The 19,011-nt window shown below is 53.5% G+C and carries 16 protein-coding genes; 7 read left to right on the forward strand and 9 right to left on the reverse strand.

Annotated features, from left to right (window positions below; translation table 11 throughout):
• The first annotated feature begins 48 nt into the window (after positions 1-48).
• Together KJS40_RS08635 and KJS40_RS08640 are read left to right on the forward strand one after the other, a co-directional pair.
• Positions 49-2,400, forward strand: coding sequence for a S8 family peptidase (locus tag KJS40_RS08635; protein ID WP_213537142.1), 2,352 nt, complete (start codon positions 49-51; stop codon positions 2,398-2,400).
• A 195-nt stretch (positions 2,401-2,595) separates the two neighbouring features.
• Positions 2,596-3,060: a PA2169 family four-helix-bundle protein gene (locus KJS40_RS08640; protein WP_213537143.1), complete on the forward strand. Its 465-nt coding sequence runs from the start codon at positions 2,596-2,598 to the stop codon at positions 3,058-3,060.
• A 2-nt stretch (positions 3,061-3,062) separates the two neighbouring features.
• Here the strand turns inward: KJS40_RS08640 and KJS40_RS08645 are convergent, their stop codons facing one another.
• The 7 genes from KJS40_RS08645 to KJS40_RS08675 all read right to left on the reverse strand — a co-directional run bounded on the left by KJS40_RS08645 (position 3,063) and on the right by KJS40_RS08675 (position 7,438).
• Positions 3,063-3,623 (reverse strand): lipocalin family protein, encoded by a 561-nt coding sequence (locus tag KJS40_RS08645; protein WP_213537144.1) that lies wholly within the window; start codon positions 3,621-3,623, stop codon positions 3,063-3,065.
• Positions 3,624-3,639: 16 nt separating this feature from the next.
• Positions 3,640-5,043: an adhesin gene (locus tag KJS40_RS08650; RefSeq protein ID WP_213537145.1), complete on the reverse strand. Its 1,404-nt coding sequence runs from the start codon at positions 5,041-5,043 to the stop codon at positions 3,640-3,642.
• 379 nt (positions 5,044-5,422) lie between these two features.
• Positions 5,423-5,629 carry a type II toxin-antitoxin system RelE/ParE family toxin gene (locus tag KJS40_RS08655; RefSeq protein ID WP_213537146.1) on the reverse strand — a complete coding sequence of 69 codons (207 nt, stop codon included), beginning with the start codon at positions 5,627-5,629 and terminating at the stop codon, positions 5,423-5,425.
• Positions 5,626-5,877, reverse strand: a complete 252-nt coding sequence (locus KJS40_RS08660; protein WP_213537147.1) for a ribbon-helix-helix protein, CopG family — start codon at positions 5,875-5,877, stop codon at positions 5,626-5,628. Before KJS40_RS08660 ends, KJS40_RS08655 begins: the two co-directional genes overlap by 4 nt.
• Positions 5,878-6,088: 211 nt before the next feature.
• Positions 6,089-6,487: an SgcJ/EcaC family oxidoreductase gene (locus tag KJS40_RS08665; protein WP_213537148.1), complete on the reverse strand. Its 399-nt coding sequence runs from the start codon at positions 6,485-6,487 to the stop codon at positions 6,089-6,091.
• A gap of 173 nt (positions 6,488-6,660) precedes the next feature.
• Entirely contained in the window at positions 6,661-6,978 is a 318-nt protein-coding gene (locus tag KJS40_RS08670) for a hypothetical protein (RefSeq protein ID WP_213537149.1), read from the reverse strand.
• Between the two features lie 160 nt (positions 6,979-7,138).
• Complete coding sequence (locus tag KJS40_RS08675; protein ID WP_213537150.1) at positions 7,139-7,438, reverse strand: hypothetical protein; 300 nt, start codon at positions 7,436-7,438, stop codon at positions 7,139-7,141.
• Between the two features lie 627 nt (positions 7,439-8,065).
• Between KJS40_RS08675 and KJS40_RS08680 the strand changes: the two genes are divergently transcribed.
• The 3 genes from KJS40_RS08680 (at position 8,066) to KJS40_RS08690 (ending at position 12,801) form a co-directional block, all read left to right on the forward strand.
• The gene (locus tag KJS40_RS08680) at positions 8,066-9,574 is read left to right on the forward strand and encodes an FAD-dependent oxidoreductase (protein ID WP_213537151.1); all 1,509 of its coding nucleotides are present in this window, start codon (positions 8,066-8,068) and stop codon (positions 9,572-9,574) included.
• Between the two features lie 802 nt (positions 9,575-10,376).
• Complete coding sequence (locus KJS40_RS08685; protein WP_213537152.1) at positions 10,377-11,237, forward strand: hypothetical protein; 861 nt, start codon at positions 10,377-10,379, stop codon at positions 11,235-11,237.
• A 784-nt stretch (positions 11,238-12,021) separates the two neighbouring features.
• Positions 12,022-12,801, forward strand: a complete 780-nt coding sequence (locus KJS40_RS08690; protein ID WP_213537153.1) for a VacJ family lipoprotein — start codon at positions 12,022-12,024, stop codon at positions 12,799-12,801.
• 75 nt (positions 12,802-12,876) lie between these two features.
• Here the strand turns inward: KJS40_RS08690 and KJS40_RS08695 are convergent, their stop codons facing one another.
• Complete coding sequence (locus KJS40_RS08695) at positions 12,877-16,389, reverse strand: YhaN family protein (RefSeq protein ID WP_213537154.1); 3,513 nt, start codon at positions 16,387-16,389, stop codon at positions 12,877-12,879.
• A complete protein-coding gene (locus KJS40_RS08700) occupies positions 16,386-17,672 on the reverse strand; it encodes a DNA repair exonuclease (protein WP_213537155.1) in 1,287 nt (428 codons plus the stop codon). Before KJS40_RS08700 ends, KJS40_RS08695 begins: the two co-directional genes overlap by 4 nt.
• A gap of 460 nt (positions 17,673-18,132) precedes the next feature.
• Between KJS40_RS08700 and KJS40_RS08705 the strand changes: the two genes are divergently transcribed.
• Both KJS40_RS08705 and KJS40_RS08710 read left to right on the forward strand, forming a co-directional pair.
• Positions 18,133-18,492 carry a hypothetical protein gene (locus KJS40_RS08705; RefSeq protein WP_213537156.1) on the forward strand — a complete coding sequence of 120 codons (360 nt, stop codon included), beginning with the start codon at positions 18,133-18,135 and terminating at the stop codon, positions 18,490-18,492.
• A 2-nt stretch (positions 18,493-18,494) separates the two neighbouring features.
• On the forward strand, positions 18,495-18,905 hold the full coding sequence (locus KJS40_RS08710; protein WP_213537157.1) for a hypothetical protein: 411 nt from the start codon (positions 18,495-18,497) through the stop codon (positions 18,903-18,905).
• The last annotated feature ends 106 nt before the right edge of the window (positions 18,906-19,011 follow it).

Raw genomic sequence — 19,011 nt, forward strand, 5'->3', positions numbered from 1 at the left:
ATTCAATGCTATTCGTTAGATGTAACGACTGATCCGGGGGAGAAGATCATGGCTACCAATGAGAACGAAAGCGCCGCAACGCCCGGCATGGAACGAGCACGGCCCGGGCCCGGCTATCGCCGCCGAGTAATTGTCAAATTCAAGGATCACGTCCAGCTTCCCCGCGAAGATACCGCGCGAATGGTGGAGTCGCTCGGTGTCGGCCCGTGGAATGCGCTGGCAGCACAGTTTGAAGGCATCACACTTGAACCTCTCCTGTCGTTTGAACCCGATCGGTTCGCCGCACTGGGGGAACGCGCCAGGGCGTTGAATTCAGCCTTTCGTGCGCCTAATCTGAACGCCTATTTCGCGGTCAACCTGCCGCCTGTCACGAATGCCGAAGAACTGGTGAAGCATCTCTCCCAGTGGGAATCCGTGGCCATGGCTTACGTCGAGCCGCCGCCTGTCGAGCCGCCATTCGTCAATGCCGCGGATGACCCGCGCAGCGCTAATCAAGGCTATCTCGACCCTGCGCCCGACGGCATCGATGCGGAGTATGCCTGGAATTTTCCTGGCGGCGATGGTGCTGGTCAGGCACTGGTCGATATGGAGTGGGGTTGGACTTTTGATCATGAAGATCTCGCCGCGCACGGTATCACGCTGATCTCGGGCCTGAATCACTCCTATTATTTTCACGGCAGCGGCGTGCTCGGGGAAATCGCCGCGGTAGACAATGCCGTGGGTTGCGTAGGCATCACGCCCGCGCTGGCATCTGTCCGCTGCGTGGGCCAGCATCTGCCGGGAGGCGGTTATAGTACGGCCCAACCGATACTCGATGCGATTGGCGTCATGCGCTTTGGCGACGTGTTGCTGCTTGAAGCACAGACGAATCTGTTCGGTTACAGCCTGGTACCCGTCGAGATCGAACCGGCCGTTTTCGACGTGATCCTCCTCGCGACCTCGCTTGGCATCGTGGTGGTCGAGGCAGCCGGCAACGGCGGCGTCGACCTGGATACGGTGGTGAATCCCGGTGGCCAGCAGATATTCAACCGCGCCAGCTCGGATTTTCTGGATTCAGGCGCCATCATGGTAGGCGCGGCAAGCTCCATTGCACCACACGTGCGCCTCGGCTTTTCATGCCATGGCAGCCGTATCGACTGCTATGGATGGGGCGAGAACGTGGACACCCTTTCTTCCGATTCCACCAATACGGCGACAAACCTCTATACGACCGGCTTCAACGGCACATCCAGCGCTACCCCCATCGTCACGGGTGCAGCACTCGCGGTGCAGGGCCTGGTGGAAGCGGCCTCAGGCGACCGCCTTGCCCCGTGGCAACTGCGCATGATTCTGTCCGATACCGCGTATGGAACCTTGTCTGCGAATCCAGCTATGGATCGCATCGGGGTGATGCCCAATCTACGCGCGATCATTGATGGAGCAGTACTCAACCTGGCTCCCGACATCTATCTGAGGGATTTCATCGGCGACAACGGCGACCCCCACCTGGGCGCGATCTCGTCCAGTCCGGATATCATTCTGCGGCAGACGGCTGTCGCCGATCCTCAAGCTGCTTTCGGCGCCGGTAGCGGAACCGAGAACGACATGACCCTGGGTTATGAGGCGGAAGCGGGGCAGGATAATTTCGTTTACGTACGTGTGCGCAACCGGGGCGGCTCGGCTGCGGCCGATGTAGCGGCTACTGTCTATTGGGCGCCGCCTTCCACGCTTCTCGCGCCGGACCTCTGGACGCTGCTGGGATCGACCGCCCTGGCAAACGTACCGACCGGCGACCTGCTGACGGTTTCGAGTGACATTACCTGGCCATCCGCAGCGATACCGGCAACCGGGCATTATTGCTTCGTCGGCATTCTCGACGCACCTCGCGACCCTGGCCCCATACCCGCCGATTTTCTGGACTGGGACAATTTCACCACCTTCATCCGCAACAATAATAATGTGACCTGGCGCAACTTCAACGTGGTCAATAATGTGCCACCCCCTCGGTCGGAACCGCGGGACTATGTCGCCCTGCCCTTTATCGCGGCAGGTGCACCGGATAAAGCACGGCGCATGCATCTTGAAATCGTACCGCGGCTTCCCGCCGGGGCCGAGATCGTACTCGAACTATCGCCGGAATTCGCCGAAAGGCTGCGCGTGCGCCCGCATTCCATGCCATTCGCGCCGCTCGACTCAAAAAATCACCCGCGCGTAGTTCACGTCCCTCTCAACCATTGCAGCCGCCTGAGGCTTCCTGAGATTGTCTTCCGCGCAAAGGCACGAATTCCTTTGCGACTACTGGTAAAAATACCGGAAGCAATGCGCAAACATGAGTTCGAGCTTTTTGCGCAGCAGATTCATGAAGGAGAAGAAGTTGGGCGAGTGACCTGGCGGCTGGTACCGCAAAGGCAGCCGCAATAGCGACCAACCGGAGTGTCGGGATAGCGGCTCAACGGAATGGTTTCCTTTTTTCATTTAAGCTGAGTGAAAGACCAATGAAAGCCGGTATCGGCCTCAACCTTTATAGCAGAATGTGTGCCAACGCACAGACCCTGACCCCCAGTCCTTCTATCGTTTGGCGTTTGGGACGGCGCACTATTTCCCGGAGAACATGAAATGGACAACGATAAAATTGTAAGCGTGCTGAACGACTTGATTGAAATCTCGCGCGACGGCGCAAATGGCTTCAGGACCTGCGCAGAGGATACGCATGACGCCGCGCTGCAGTCGTATTTTGAAAACCGGGCGCAGAGTTGCGCGCAGGCTGTCAACAAGTTGAGTGCCGAGGTCAGGCGGTATGGCGGTGACCCCGATACCGGCGGGACGGTAACAGGTACATTGCATCGCGCCTGGGTTGACCTCAAGACGTCTTTGACCAGCAATGATAATCTGGCGGTGCTTGAAGAATGCGAACGCGGTGAAGCGGCTGCCGTGGTGGCCTATGAGAATGCGCTAAGGGAGGAATTACCGGGCAATGTGCGTGCCCTCCTTGACCAGCAATACGAGGGCGCAAAACGTAACCATGACAGAGTACGCCAATTGCGCGACACCGCCAGGCATGGCAACGCCAGCCCGATCTGAAGTCATTGCGGCATTGAAGAGATTGCTCGACTCTGGTCTACATAGATAAGCTTGTCGATATCGTACCCAAGCTTATCCGCTTCGCTTATGAATCGGGTCAACACTTCATCCGAAGTGCGTGGAGTACGCGAAAGCAGCCATAGATAATTCTTGTCCGGCCCTGTGACAAAGGAATACTGGTAGTCGGTATCCAGATCGAAGACTACGTACGAACCGTAGAATGGCCCAAAAAAAGATACTTTCAAATAACCCGTGTCGGGGCTTCCCACAGGATAAGCCTTCCCTTCGGCAGTGCGCCATTCGCCTTTTCCGGCGTGGTATCCTCGGTTTACCACCTTGATACCGCCATCATCACGCAAGCTGTAAGTTGCGGTAATATCGCTCAGGCCTTTTTCGGAAGAATGCTCCAGGCGTGCAATCTCATACCATTTACCCAGATACTTCTGCGTATCAAAGTTGGTGACCGGTGCAACATCCTGTGGGAGCCTCACTTGAGGAACTCCGGCACACCCGGTCAATGCGACCATGGTCATCAGGGAGAATGAAAACAGTAATGTACGCATTCCGAACACCTCCAAGCTACTTTGATATCCGATGCAACGTCAATGCAGGACCACCCTTTGTTTCAAGCGTTGCGGTATTGCCGTCGGCATTCAGTTTGAACGACGTCGTCTCGGAGTCGGAAAAACCTGCGCAACCGTTGTTATCATAGGTGAATCCTTTAATCGCCAAGCCCTTGCTGCCTGCATCATAAGTATATGAGGCAAATTCGATACCTGGCTCACCACAACTTTCATGGCCGGCGCGTTCCGGATCCCCTATAGGATCAACCATCATGAATTTTCCGTTGGAAAAGAAAAAGTAGGTTTGTATCTTGATGACAGCCGGATCAGGTACCCAAGCCCCGATGATGCCTTTTGGGTCATTCTCCATTTTGGAATACCGGATCTCCTTGACCTCGGTCTTGATAGGTTCCTTCGAAGAGCTTACCTCGAGCGTGCCGGCAATATGGAAGAGCTCGCCGAAGAGACTGGCTTGTTTCCTCGGTCTTTGTACTGTCATGATATCCGAGGTAATCAGCTCGGGGCCATCGGTACGAACGCGCCAGGCTGGCCTTGGGTTGGATAAACCGGCATGAAGGTTGGTATCGATTGTGGGCTTGCCGACAAACTTGAATCCTCTTGTCTCAAACTCGGATACCCTCGCTGCTCCGTATTCCACTCCAGCTTTGCTCAGCAGTTTGCCGCCGCACACACGGTTGGTATCGCATGAATCATCCGGCGTGGCTTCTCCGTTCAGATATTCGCCGCCGTTAGCGGCTGAAATACGGATGACGGAAGCGGTCGCGTCATCGTGTCTGACCCAGATATTGGTACTGAGCAAGGGTATCCCCTGCGAAAGGAAGTGAGCCTTGGCCTGTTCTGCCGTCTTCACCGCACCTGCAATGCCACCTGCTTCTCTTGCCTTCTGCAATTCGGCCGACGCGACAAACGCGGCAGGTTCGCTATCCAGACTGATTGAGGCAGTGACAGCCGCCGCGGCGGCAGCCGGAATGGTAATGCCATTTACGGCATTACCATCCGCGTCCAGCGACTGCAACAGGATAAGCAGGTTTTGCAACCTTATTTCACTGTCACCGGCCAGTTCCATAGGGGTAATGATAGCCGCGCCTTTCGGTTTCCCGAGAATCAGGCTGCCCAGCTTGAATTCAATCGTATCCCCGTGGCTGTATTTGTAGACCCCGCTTTCATCTGTATTGCCGGTGGCGCCGGAAGACGCCAGGTAGGCCACGCCACTCACGGCGGCATCCAGCAGTCTCCCCGTAGCCGGGCCTTTTTCGGCCGTTGCAGCGCTGTTGCCGCCGCTGCCATTGCTTGCGGTGGGTCCGCTGCCATCACCACCACACGCGACAAGTCCCAGGGTAATTGTTAGTGGCAGCAAGCGGCCCCATGAAATTATTCTTTTCTTGTGATTAGGTTTCATCCAGATGATCCGTTCCGCGTTTTAATCGACGCGTTATGATAGCAAACTATAGCGCGACAATAACGAAAACATGATCATTCCGCTCAGGGGATAAAGATCTACGTCGCAGCAACGGGTATTTTCGCCCGGAACAACGCAAACCGATGATACGCATACCGCCTCTGACAGGCTTTAACTTGATTTCGTACATGCTTGCCAAGCATCTGCTCGTCCCCATGCTTGCCGATCGTACCCGAGAAATAAGTATCAGCCCTCGTTGCAACGTTTCTTTATTGATCCGTCGCCGGTACGCCCATGTGCATCGTCAATGCCTGTTCGCGATCACGCGCGGTATGTAAAATCGCAATGATTTGTACTTCATCCTGCAAGACCCGATAACTCAGTATATAGAAGGGAAGTCGTGGAAACCGAGTTCCAGAAGACCTGCAAAGCCAGCGTGTCCAATACGCGGAAACTCTCTTAGCGTTTCTAACCTTTGTTGAAGCTCGTTTTCAAAGTGATCCGCGATGGCCGGATCATGGCTGTCGTAGCAATCGACAATATCAATCAGGTCTCGTTTTGCCGTATCGGTGAAAAATACCTTCACGTGCGCCGGCGGGCGCGATGTGAGCGGACTTCCTTCATGACATCATCAGCCGCAGTCAGTCTGCCTTCTTTTACATCATTCAGCCCTTGCTCTATTTTCCGGTGCAAGACGTGATGATAGGCGAGATATTGCTGAATGGCCTGATTGAGCACGTAGTTGCGAGAGCGGTCCATACCGGCAGCAAGAGTGTCGATCTGATTGATAATGTCTTTACTGGCTCGGATGGTAATCGGTTCCGTGGGTTCCATAGTTTCTCCCTGGTAAAGGATTTGTAACCTTTAGTAATCATGAGTAATCGTAACATAATGTGGAGTCACGTCAGGAGGTCTGAACTAACCAAAAACAGTTTGTAATATGCCCTGTAAATCGTGGTAATGGCTTTTCGGGGAGAAAAAAATAAGCGCGGCAATGGCATCAATGCAACCGCCAAGGCCCATGTAAAAGACCTTGGCATCCGCGTCATTTGCCCGACACGGGGGCCAACATGTTGGCATCGCGTGCCAGCACCCATTTTCCGCCCTGTTTCGTGAGAATGGATAACGTATGGCCTGCACGCGTCATGGATTGCGCGCCGCCGGGTGGCGTAACGATGACGGTGAGCTTCGTCCACATAAAGGCCCACTCCCCGAGAACCCTGATCTCCTGAATCTCGCTTCTGCCGTCGAATTGCGGAGCCCCCTGGGCTGATTGAGCGCGCGCCGCCATCGCGAAATCGGCCTTGCGCATGACGGGCTGGCCTGGCACAAGAAAGACAACGTCATCCGCCATCAGTGACAGGACTGTCTCCACATCGCCCGCTTTGCTTGCGGCCATCCATGTGGAAACCAACTGCCGGATTTCCTCTTCGTCGCTTTGCATCGCATTCTTTAGTTAGATCTCGATGGAAGAAACAGCGCGATCAATATGCTTGGCAGCCTGTCGGACTTAAAGGAAACCGGCTGCAAAAGCGTCTGACCGTTCATATTTCGCCGCTTTTTTGGCCAATAGAGTAAGTGACTATTGGGCCTTCAAAATCCGCAAAATCTGCGCTTTCACCCGGTCACTTTTCGCTGCAATTCTTTGAGCCCGACAGGCTGCCAGTTCTCAGCATCGGGCGGCGCAGGCGGAACCTGAAGCTTTTCAGTAACGCGCAAATGTTGAACGACAAGCTCGTCGATCTCCAACTGGCGGATTCGGGCGCGACCGATTGCCAGTCTACCAATGGCTAAGGCACCGACGGCCAATGCACCGATGGCGACCGCGCCCACCGCCAAAGCGCCAATCGCTTGAGATATGGCGCGGATTGCCGAGACCTCACGAATGCCTGGAGTGCCTGAAGCGTTCATTTCATTTCTGTTGAACGAAATCATCAGTTACCGCCTGAATAACCGGGAGCGGTAATCCATATGCCTTCTACTTCTTGATTTCCATCAAATATGAAGACACGCGCTTAGCTTTGTATTGTCGGTCCTGCGAGTGATGCCGCATCCTATGCAAATTATTTGAATTCCAGCTATCGGAATCGTACGTTCATTCGTCCTCGAGTTCGATAAGCTCGCCGCTTTCATCGACTTCAATCTCAAATTTCTTTCCGCCTGGATCGGGTTTTCTCGCGCGCACTTCATAAATCGTGACCGATTTACCGCTTATTGTCCTCGTCTTCTTTTTGATTTCTTCAATTTTTCCCTCGCCCATATTTTTGGAGATCGTTTTTTGTGCTGCGGCCGGCACCTGAGACCATTTGATTTCGGTCGCTTCTCCAGCAAAACTTGAGGTCGCGCAAGCCATGACGAGCGTCAAAATAACGGGGGCAAGTGTTTTAGTCTTCATGACGATTCTCCTGTTTACTTTAACAAATGTTATCAGCGGGAGAAAAGAATAGACTTTGAATAAAAGAATAATCTGTACGATAACGCACGTATTCCTCCGCTACGGCAAATAGATACCCGCCACTTCGGAAGGAGCTAATGGACCATTCCTCGCAGGTCAGGGTGTATTGAAATAAAACAGGGCGTTGTCGGAGGTATTTGGCGGAAATACCTGTAAGAACTATCAGGTTGCTGAGCTTGAGCAAGAGCCTATAATCGTTTCGGTCCAACGTGTGAGCGCTTGGTCTTGGGGTTGGAGCATGTCCATCTAACACGGTCGAGCATTCTTTAGCTGCACATGCCTGACCACCAGACACAGCCGATTTCCTTTAAGTCCGACAGGCTGCAGTCCTTTTCGCGATGATGCTCCTCAGTACAACAACAGCATAATCGTTTCGCGACCAGGTTAAGTAAAACCATACCCGCTCAACTCATGATTACTAATTAATATATGAATACTATCGTTGAAAAACTCCGGGAGGCTTACTGTTTGGATGGAGTAGCCCAGCCCACAATACTTTGTAATTGTTCGGAAAATCAGGAAGAGTACGATCAACAGCGCCAGATCTTCAACCGCAGGTTTCAGTTTATGCCTGCCGCTATTGTGCTGTGTGTTACTACCGAACAGGTAAGTGTGGTGGTCAGGTTTACCCGTAAACATACCCTGCCTTTACGCGTGCGCTCGGGCGGGCACGACCATGAAGGGGAATGCTCCGGTACCGATACCATTCTGCTCGATCTCTCGAAAATGAATGAGGTAGAGATTGATCCTGCGCGCGGAATTACCCATATACAACCGGGAACATCATTTCAGAATCTCACCACGAAACTGGCTGACGACGATGTCATGATTCCACATGGAACCTGCGGCACGGTGTGTATAGCGGGCTATACCATGGGCGGAGGTTGGGGTCCCTGGACTCGTAAGCACGGGATGTGCTGCGAAAGTGTGGTCGGCGCTACCCTGGTGCTTGGTGATGGCACCATACGTAAATTGAGCATGGACGGAGATCTTGACGAAAGGGAACTGCTTTGGGCCATTAAAGGTGGCGGTGGCTTCAGCTATGGGATTGTTACCGAACTTGTGATCAAAACCTTCGAGTTACCTTTCGAGATGATCAAGTTTCAGATCGAGTGGAATAAATATTGCTATGTACCAAAAAACAAGGTATTTGCTATACGCGACTCAACCCCTGTTCCCACCCTTACGGTGTTGCAAGCCTGGGAAGCGGTGATTGCCTCCACCGATCCGGCAGCCAGCCAGTTGGTAGGGACCAATCTGAAAATTTCCGCCAGGCATCATGCCCGCGAAGAGGGTCCCTTTAATCCTGACACCATAAGCCACAACTGTATGATGTATGGCTACTGGGAGGGAGATGAAAACAGCCTGCGGGAGTTTATACGTCAACGTTTTGAATTCACCGGCAGATACACCCTCACCATCCGTGATGAGGATAAGGCCGGACGCAAATACAAGCACTTGCGCTATGGCGATCACTTGATGAGCTCTTGGGATCGGTATTCGTTTCACAACATGAACCGGCTGAAGCAAGGACTGGAAGGAACGCCTTTTCCTCCTGATGAGGATCAGCCAGGGCCCCATAAAATCACCTCACGTCTGGTCGATGCCCAGGGCCTTGGCAAGGAAGGACATTATAAGCTGCTGGAGAGTCTCACTTCTCCGCTCGTACTACCGGGCAACGAAGGCTTAGGACTGTATACGTATATTACTCTGGGCGCCATCACCGGCAACTATTATCAGAATGTCATTACCCCGGAGCAGAAAACAAAAAGCGCCTTTCCTTACAAGGACAAGCTATTCACGATACAGTACCAAACCTGGTGGAACGAAACTGAAGAACAAAAGGAAGGCCAGAACAATCACGTGTACACGCGCATAAACCGCGCGCTTGACTGGATGGATGTTTGTCGTGATTACGATATCCCCAATACCTCAGGTGCCTTCATCAGTTTCAAAGACAGCTCGGTGCCTACCAGAACCTACTTCGATAAAAGTTACGAAGACTTGGTAAAGATAAAGCAAGCCCACGTGAAAGATCCCGATAATCAATTTCGTTCTCGCAAAACAATTATATGATGGGCTTGATTGAAGTGATGTGCTCCTCGTAAACCATGCCGGTTGGGATCTATGACCTGTTGACACAATCCAGCTGCTTCGACGATCAAGGCGAAATGGATGAAAACAGTGAACTGATCAAGTTGCTCGAAGCGCGAGAAGATACTGTCCAAAACGGTACATTTCAGCGAAACGTTTGATGTTATGGTGAAGAACACCATCGCCTCTGTCTGTTAAATGGGCCTGAAAGGGGTTACTGATAAGCGCAAGTCCTCGACGTAGGTCTCCTGCCGCTCGCTGACCGGATAAACCTAAAATGCAGTCAGCGGCGGGAATTCGTAATCGGCTGCTATACGGATCTGCCAAGCTCGCGCGACCCTGGCGCGACAAGTCAACCGTGTCCGTATTTTCAAGTGAAATCTGATTCTTTGCCGGGTTATTCGGCAAAGGCACTGCCAGCCAGCCTCACTCCTGATCGATGCGCCACATTCTGGACACTTTTCCCGGCATCCAATGTGATCGCCTCTCGTCGTTATTTTTGTCTATTACACTCCGCTCACCATCTGTTGAGCCACCCAACAGCTTACACACGAAGCCCGCTTCTTCGTGCATTACCCAGGCCGCGATCGATGCGAATGCCTCCATCTATTTAATTCCAGGGAGCAAGTCAAATAGCCAAACAGCAGCTATTTATTGCTTCTTATTCTCGATTTGATGCTCAAGGAAACCAACTAGACTCAACCAACTCTTGAGGTCTAAAAAATAATCAAGCGCCCGCGAGAGGAAATGAGAAACATTAACAAAAAGACAAAAGGAAATGAACATGGGAATCTCAATTAGCATTAAAGCAGGGACAAATGCAGCGACCTCCAGCGTCAATGCTTCGGGAAGCGTCCAACACATTATCACCACTACTGAAAAAAAGACCTTTGGTATTCAAGACGCGGGTCTCAAGAATGCCGTTGGCAAATATTTCGGACGGAATCCCAATGATGCGTATCTCCACAGCGACACCCCGTGGGGCGACCTTTATAAAACATACAATTGGCCTCAAGTCCAGACGGTGCTGGTTGTCCAGAGCGCCACTATAACGGGGATCACCTCAGAGCCTGTCATTGTGGCCACCAAGATTTTTTCCAACAACAGCAGCAAGAAAGCCACTTTCAACGCCAGCATCTCGGATCAGGTGAACAATACCACGGAGAGCAATTGGTCTCAGACAGATACTGTCTCCGTAGAGCAGAAGATTAAGTATGAAATCGGTTTCTTGGGAACTGGCGGAGGGGGGGAAACAAGCATGTCCTACAGCCATTCGTGGGGGAAGGGCGGCTCTGAGAGCATGAGTATCACAGTCGGGTCGGATTCGGGGGTCAGCGTCGAGCTGGCTCCTGGTGAGTCAGTTGAAGCGCAACTCTCGGCAAGCAGGGGCGTGATGAAGGTCCGGGTTGTTTACAAGGCATACCTGACTGGCTCCACTGCTATCAATTACAACCCGACATTTAAGGGACACCATTTCTTTTCTCTCCCAATCGATGGTGTCATGGAAGCTGGTGGCCTCTCGACTATCAGAGAATTCACAGAAGACATTGAGATAGGCTACTACTCGAATTCAAAAGTAGAACTCAAGGACCCAACAGGCAAGTTGAGGGCGGTGTATTTCGCGGCTGATAAAGCAGCAGCATAAAACACAAGCCGTTTGAACGGTTGCGCTGTTCTGCGGCGGACTACACTGGAGGGGAGCACGGAGCATAGCGGCTGGAATGTAATTTCATATATCGTCGCGATCCTGCTCCGCTTCCGGCGTCCAAGCGACCCTTACGCCTGGTTAGCTGCACCGGCATCCAACAACTGGTAACGCCCCCCACCCCAGTCGGGCCCTTCACGTCACTATTATGATTATTGAAGGTATCTGAAACTGGAAAGATTTAGCCACCTGAGCTGGCGGGTTCAGAACAGCATTGTGTAATTGCCCAAGTAACAATCACCGGGAGGAACTGTAGCGAGCGCAAGGCGAAATGGAAGGATTTGCAGGAGCATCGTATCCCACTACATCATCAGTTGCGTAAATTCCCTTTCCATTGATGTCGAAGAAAAATATTCACTATCAACCTGCCATACCGCCAACGGAGGTAGCTGAAAATACTCTACCGCCATATCTATGTGTATTTGATACACATCCTGGACATCTCCGACTATCGGACTCAATGTGCCGTCGATATCCGCGAGAGCCCCAATGCCGGTCGTTGCCAGGGCAGCGCTTGGAATGTTGCCAGTATCTCCCATCTCGGTAAACGTTTTGCATTGAACCTGCTCCTTTAATTGATATTTTCATTGGCTTTAGCGTATAGTTTTGCATGAGCTTGCTGGAACTGGCAGCCGCGCGTTCCATAGCGTTGCGGACGTCGAACGGCAGTGGCCACGACATATATAAATCTCGATAAACTGCCGTCTATTCGTTATATCTGACCATGAAGCATAGCTATTCAGCCAAAGTCCTGTTGTTGATATGCACTATTCTGTTTGCCGGTTGCGCGTCCGTGCGTCCGCACGACCAGAGCTTTGACGCAATGGACCCCCATGAGCACATTAATCGCAAGTCTTATGATTTCACCGATATGGTGGACCGGAACGTTCTGAAGCCAGTTGCGGACGCCTATGTCGACCATGTGCCCAATCCTGTGCGGCGCTCCGTTGGAAATTTTTATGACAATCTCGGATATCCGGAAACAATCCTGAATGATTTTTTACAGGGCAAGGTACGGCAGGGGTTCCGGGACACCTTGCGTCTGGGTATCAATTCGACCATCGGAATAGCTGGACTCTTTGATGTAGCCTCGCCTATGGGTCTGCCGCTACATAACGAAGACTTTGGGCAAACGCTGGCTGTGTGGGGTGTCGATTCAAACACTTATCTTTTTATTCCTTTATTCGGACCCAGCAGCTATCGTGACGCCACGAGCATTCCTGTGAGCATATTGACCAATATGCTCTTTTATGTGGGTACCTTCCTGGGCCCTTATGCGATTGGCAACGCCATCGCGGTACCGCTCTCCATTCTCGGCATCATCGACCTGCGCGCAAGACTATCCGGCCCCATGTCGCTTCGCGACCAGGCCGCGCTGGATCCCTATTTGTTTGTGCGCGACGCTTACTTGCAGCAGCGCAAGCATGTGATATACGACGGCAACCCCCCACCCGAGAGTTACGATCGGTTGGAAGAAGAACCTGCGGACAAGCCGTCGAACTGAAGCATGAATAGGGGGTTTGGGTCACGATGTGATCAACTCACTTTCCATCGTGGTAGCGAATTCATTCCATTCAGATCATAGTGAATGAATCGCCAAAACATCGATCGGCAGTAGCCCGCTGGCTATATTGATGAGATGGCGGTGATGCGTGAACAGCATCACCTGCCCGCCCTCGGCAAAACGTGCCAGCGCGCTGAAAATATTCGCAGCGCGCTCATCATCGGAAGTAATCAGCACATCATCAAGAATCAACGGCATTTGCCGCTGTTCGTTGCGTTGCAATTCCAATGCAGCCAAGCGTAGGGCGAGATAAAGCTGATCTGCGGTACCCTCGCTCATGGCCGATACGCCAATATGCCTGCCATCGTCGCGCTCGGCCTGCAACGCGGGCTGCTCAGCCGAGTCATCCACGATCAGGCGGCGATAGCGGCCATTCGTAACCAGCCGAAAATACTCGGAGGCCAATGTCACCATGGGGGCTTGCGCCTTGTCGCGAAAGCGCCTTAACGCCTCATGCAGAAGCGATTCGGCCAGCTTCAGTTGTGCCCAGGGCTTTACTCCAGCGCAATAACGCGCAATAGCCGACTCCATCTGCTCTCTGGCTTCGGCAGCACGATCGGAGGTATCGATCTCATCCAGTGAGCGTCGTGCGATTTGCTCGGCATCTGCCGCCGCATTCACCTTCTCTTCAAGTTGTTTGATGGATACCCGGCATTGTTCCCGCTCGATGTCTGTCGCCGCGATATCCAGCCCCGACAAGGCTTCACGTAATTCGGGAAGTTCCGAGGTCGACGCTTCACGCAACTGCCCAATCAGCGATTCAGCCTTTTCCTGTAATAGCCGTTTTTTGGCCGACTGTTCCTCGACATGGCTCAGACTATTCACGTCCGCCTCACCTGCGACATGGCACAGCGCAAGAAGCGCCGCTTCACTCGCGGACTGCTCCGTTTCAGCATCGCGTTTCTTGCGTTGAGCAGCCTCGACGTGGCGGTCGAGTCCATCATTTTTTATTTTCGCTGAACGGGATTTCATTAGCCTGTCTTGCAAACGATCAACGAAATCATCTACATGTGGGGGCTCAGGCTCGCCCAGTAATGTCGCAAGTCGCTTTGCCTGGTCGAACAAGGCATCCAGGGTCGCAACGAAATCATGGATGCGCGACAACCGGCCATCCTGCGTAACCCTCGCCTTTTGCAAGGCATCGAGCTCATCCAGCCTGGCCTTGATGGCCTCAGGCGAACTGTCTCCAGCAAGGAACAGCCGTGTATGCCAGCCAGCCAGTTTGTCCATATACACGGATAGTGCATCGCCGCACTCCTTGATATCCTGATTTGCCGCATTCAGGTCGTTTTCAAGGCTCTTTATCGTATTCCGGCGAGCCGCCTCGTCCGCAGCCACCTTGGTCATGGTTTGAACCCAATCCGAAGCCCGCGCAATCATTGAGCCAAGGTTATGTACATCAGCCTGGACAGCTTCACCCACGGCGGACAGCGCCATGCCAAGGGTCGATGCAGCCTGTTCCGCTTCAGCAAGAAGGCGGGACTGCTCATCCGATACCTTGGCTTGCTGCCGGATCAACTCCAGAATCGTCCCGCGCAGATTCAGCCATTCTCGCAGCGCTGCCGGCTGATGGGCAGGCAAGCTCGCGGCGGAGAGCCTGGCGAGCCAAGCCGACTGAGCCTGGTCTTGCGCCAGTGCATTGGTTTGCTTCAAGAAGATAATTTCTTTTAATCGTGCTTCCATTTCAGCGACACGTGTCTCGCACTCAGCCACTTTCGTGGCTCGCTCGGCGCCTTCACGCAACAGATCCGCCTGGCGGTCCGCCTCGCTCTGCGAATTCTCGAATGCTTCAGGCAACGGGCGGTCCGGATCAAATTGGGCGGCAAGCGATTCAAGATTTTCACTACGCTGAATAAATACCTTGCGTATCAAATCCCAACCATGGTCGCGATGCACCCGGGCTGCACGCAAAGTTTGTGCGGTGACCACTTCACCCGCCGCCGCAAGTTCATGTTGACGCTGTTGTTGAGCTTTCAGGTCGCGCTTGAGGTCTGTTTCCTCCTTGTGCAGGCTATTGATTCCAGTTTCCAGCCTATTGAATTCCTTTTCCGCCGAGGTTATTTCCGCCGCCAATAATAGCTGGCTGCCTTGCAGTTGTTCTACAGTAGAGAGCCCAAGGTCAGTCAAGCCCTGCCGCACCCGCCGCGCGTGATCCTCTATTTCGCCTTGCAGCTTTTCGTGGCGCTTTGTGAAATCACCCATTGCCCGTGCCGTATGCACTGCTTCTTCAATTGCTCGTTTCAAAACCGCATCCATCATTGGCCGGTTGCCTTCCGGCTGCTGTTGCAGTTTTTTCTCAATGTCCGCCACTCGCTCTTGGCGCGAACTCAAACGTACTTCCATGTCATTGCATCGAGCAACATGCTCATTCAACATCACCCGGTCGGCCAGAGAGGGAATCGCTGCCAACACATCATCAATGGCGCGATCTCCTGCAATTTTGACTGTCATCGCGGCCAACGCGAGTTGGCCGCTATCGGCCTCAGCCTGGGTTTTCCGTAATTCAACATGTGTATAACTCGCCGCATCCCGGTCTTTGGTCAGGCGCTCAATCGCGGCGGCATGCTTCAACAATGCTGGCTCGATCATGAGCTGCGCCTTCTCCTGAGCATATTCCACCAGTTCGACATCCACCTGGGAAATGGTCTTGCGTGCTGTTTGCAACGACTGTTCGGCAGCCAGGCGATTTTCTCTTGCAGAGACAGGTAATAATGGAACCTCCGTCAAGCCATTCAACGCTGCCAGAGCGTCATCATATTGCTTCAGCAGGGGTTGAACTGCCCTCAGTTCAGTCAGCTCATTTTCCCTGCACCGCAGTTTAAACAATTGCTCCCTCAGTTCAGCGAGCTTTGTTTTGGCATCTGCATGGGCGCGCTGGCGGTCTTTCCATTCAGCCGGTCTGGTCAACGCCTGACGAAAGGCGCGCTTGTATTCATCAATCTGGAGGCTGGCTTCGTTGAGGGTGGCCTGCTTGGAGCGCGGGATAAAATAGCGGCGGCTATCCTCCTGTAGCGAAGCCAATAGCGCCGTTACACCTCGCGTTCCGGCGCTCGCTTCGAATAATGCCGAACCCAGCTCGCCATCCGCGCTCAACAACAACTTGCCGCCTTCGCGCAGACGTTCATGATCGATCCCGAACATAACCTCAAACTGCTTCCGATCCAGACCTCCGGTCAATGCATGCTCAACGGCGGAAGCGACGGCGGTACTGCCGATCGGTTTACCGTTTCCTGGATCGGCATAGAGCAGCGTTTGCTTGTTTCCTTTGCGGCGCGCCAGGGCAACGCGCTCACCGGCGGTATTCGCGAATACGCCTCCGAGCAGTATACGGCTGTATTCATGAATGAAATCATCCGTGCTACGCGGATGGATGCCAAAGCGCAAGTCGCCCATCGCGCGTAATGCCGACGACTTGCCAGCCTCATTCGGGCCATAGATCAGGTGAAAATTGGCGGGTGTCGCCGCGAAATCCAGTTCACGATCCGTAAACGGGCCGAAGGCGGACAAAAACAGCTTCTCTATTCTCATCGGACGCCACGTCCATCGGCACGCTCCACGTTCAGGCGCGCCAGCAACGTTGCCTCGGCATCCGCCAGCAGGCTTCGCAGCGAGGCCGGATCATCGAGCCGGGGAAGACCATCACTTGCCGCATCGGCCTGTACTTCTGCCGGTAGCCTGACGAGGACGTCTCCCAGCGCCTGCTTCGACCAGTCCGCCAGCATTGCGTCGTCCGCAGCCAGCTCATCCACCAGGCGGATCAGCTCTGCAATCGCGTCCTGCCCTTCCGTGGCCTGGGTACGATCGATCGGCGAGCGGATGGCGAGGCGCACTTGCTCGATCCAGACTTCACAATCGCCGATATCCTGTGCTGCAGCTTGTACTGCAGCGGCCAACGTCCCCGGCTGCTTCGCTTCCAGCTCGTATAGATGGGTTTGTCCGATCAGATTGACCCTGACCGCATGCAGGAGAGCGGTTGCACCCGCTATGGCGGCCGCCAGTGCTTTTCGCGCCTGCTCGGCCACTTGCGCCACATCGTCCACCCCATCGAGTGGCACGGTTACCTGATGCCAGCGCACGACATCAAGTTCAATAAAGCTTGCTTCTACCTTGCCGGCATTTACGGTGACCAGCTCGCAGCCCTTGGGGCCGGTTTCGTTGGCATGACGCCCTTGCAGATTTCCGGGAAACACGATGCGAGGCGTTTTCTCGGACACGACCTGCCGGGCATGGACGTGGCCCAATGCCCAGTAGTCGTAACCCTTGGCCATGAGCACGCCAGGACTGGTCGGGGCATAAGTATCGTGGCCGGCAGCGCCGGTCAGGCTCGTATGCAACACGCCGATATTGAATAGGCCATGCACAGGCTCCGGGTAAAGCGGCACCAGGTCGTCCGGTACTTCACGATCCGGAAAGCTGCGCCCATGGATGGCCACCGCCAGTTCATCGAGCCGTACAGTTTCGGATTTCTTGCTGGAAAATACCGTTACATTTTCCGGCAGCGGCAACTGGCGGCTGATGACACCTTGCGCATCATGATTACCTTGCACAATAAACACGCGAATATTGGCGCGCCCCAGCCGCACCATCTGTTCGCGGAAAAATAAGCCCGTATGAAAATCCGACCAATCGCTATCGTAGAGATCCCCCGCCAGCAGCACAAAATTTACCTGCTCATCCAGCGCCAGATCCACCAACTGCACCAGCGCCCGGCGAGTGGCGTTGCGCAGGCGATCAACAGGCGCACCGTCATAACGGCTTAAGCCGCGTAGCGGGCTATCGATATGCAAATCAGCGGCATGGATAAAACGCATCTGTAAATTCCCTCTATTTTGATCGTTACGACCCGGCAGTGCTTGCTCACGTTCCCTGCTGGTAATCACAAATCATTCAATCAACTCGACAGCCATATTCAAGCACATCCGTAGGCAAGCTTTGCAGGATATCTTTTTTTCGGCAAACGGACTGTCAATTCCAATATATGGATATACCCACCAAGGGCTTGATACTGCCTACTGCACGATAGTTTTCATCCACCATTCAAAATCTTCTTCAGCTGTAGCTCTGCAAAACCGGCATTGTGAGCTAGACTATGCAAGCCATTCAGCCGATCAGTCGGTTTTTCCATTCACGGAAAAGGGCTTCGAGGGTAGAATTCAGAATGTAAAGTCCACCTGGAATCTGCAAGTTTCCGGTTTATGTGACTTTGCGCTGAATAAATTATTTCCACCGCCTTTTTTGGCCATTCAATTTAATATTTCAAGGAGAATAACGATGCGCATATCTTACGTCCTGGCAGCTTCACTGGTTCTTGGCTGCTATGTCCCGGTTTCATTTGCCGCCGACGCCTCCGGCGCTTCCGTCGAGATTTCATCACCTCCCAATGGCGCCAAAATCAGTCCGAAGGGGGATGTCAATATTGACTATGCGGTGTCGCTGGGGAAAAAAGGTGATCATACGCATCTTTACCTGGACAGCGACGAAGCTGTGACGTTACGCGGATTAAAAGGCACTCATGCGCTGGGAACGCTTTCGCCGGGCCAGCACGAGATATGCATCAAGGTGGTCAACAAGGCGCACACCCCAATCGGTGCGCAAAAATGCATCAATGTCAGCATTGAGCCGACCACCTAATTGTGTTTGAAAACCTGGACTACGCCATTGTGCAACTCGTGCACAATTTTGGCGCCGCTGCCGTGGTAGGCGTTGCGATTTTTGCGCTGTACCCGGCAGCGCAGCCCGTCCCGATCCAGCGCAAGTTTGCCTGGCTGGTTGGAATAGGCTGGGCAGCCCAGGCATTAAGCGGCATGGGGTTCAGCGCAGTCAGCTATTACTTCTATGAAAAGCTGCCCGACTTGCACGGAGTAGCCTTCGCTGCGCTGCTGATCAAAATCATGTGCGCGGCGGGTGGCTTCGGCATAGCCGTGATGTATCTGCGCCGAGCCGCCGGCTGGACTGTGGAACAACGCCGCGCCGCCTGGAAACTGCTCATTGCGCTAGGCGTAACGGCACTGACCGCAGCTGCTTTTTTACGCTGGTTTGCCTGATTTACAACCCTTCCATTACTTTCTTTGAACTCAACCGCATTGCTCGGCACATACCAAATTCCTGATCGTCCCGAATAAACATCTCTACTGAACAAAAATACTGAAA

Source organism: Nitrosospira sp. NRS527 (genome assembly GCF_018406445.1).
GTDB classification, from domain to species: Bacteria; Pseudomonadota; Gammaproteobacteria; order Burkholderiales; family Nitrosomonadaceae; genus Nitrosospira; species Nitrosospira briensis.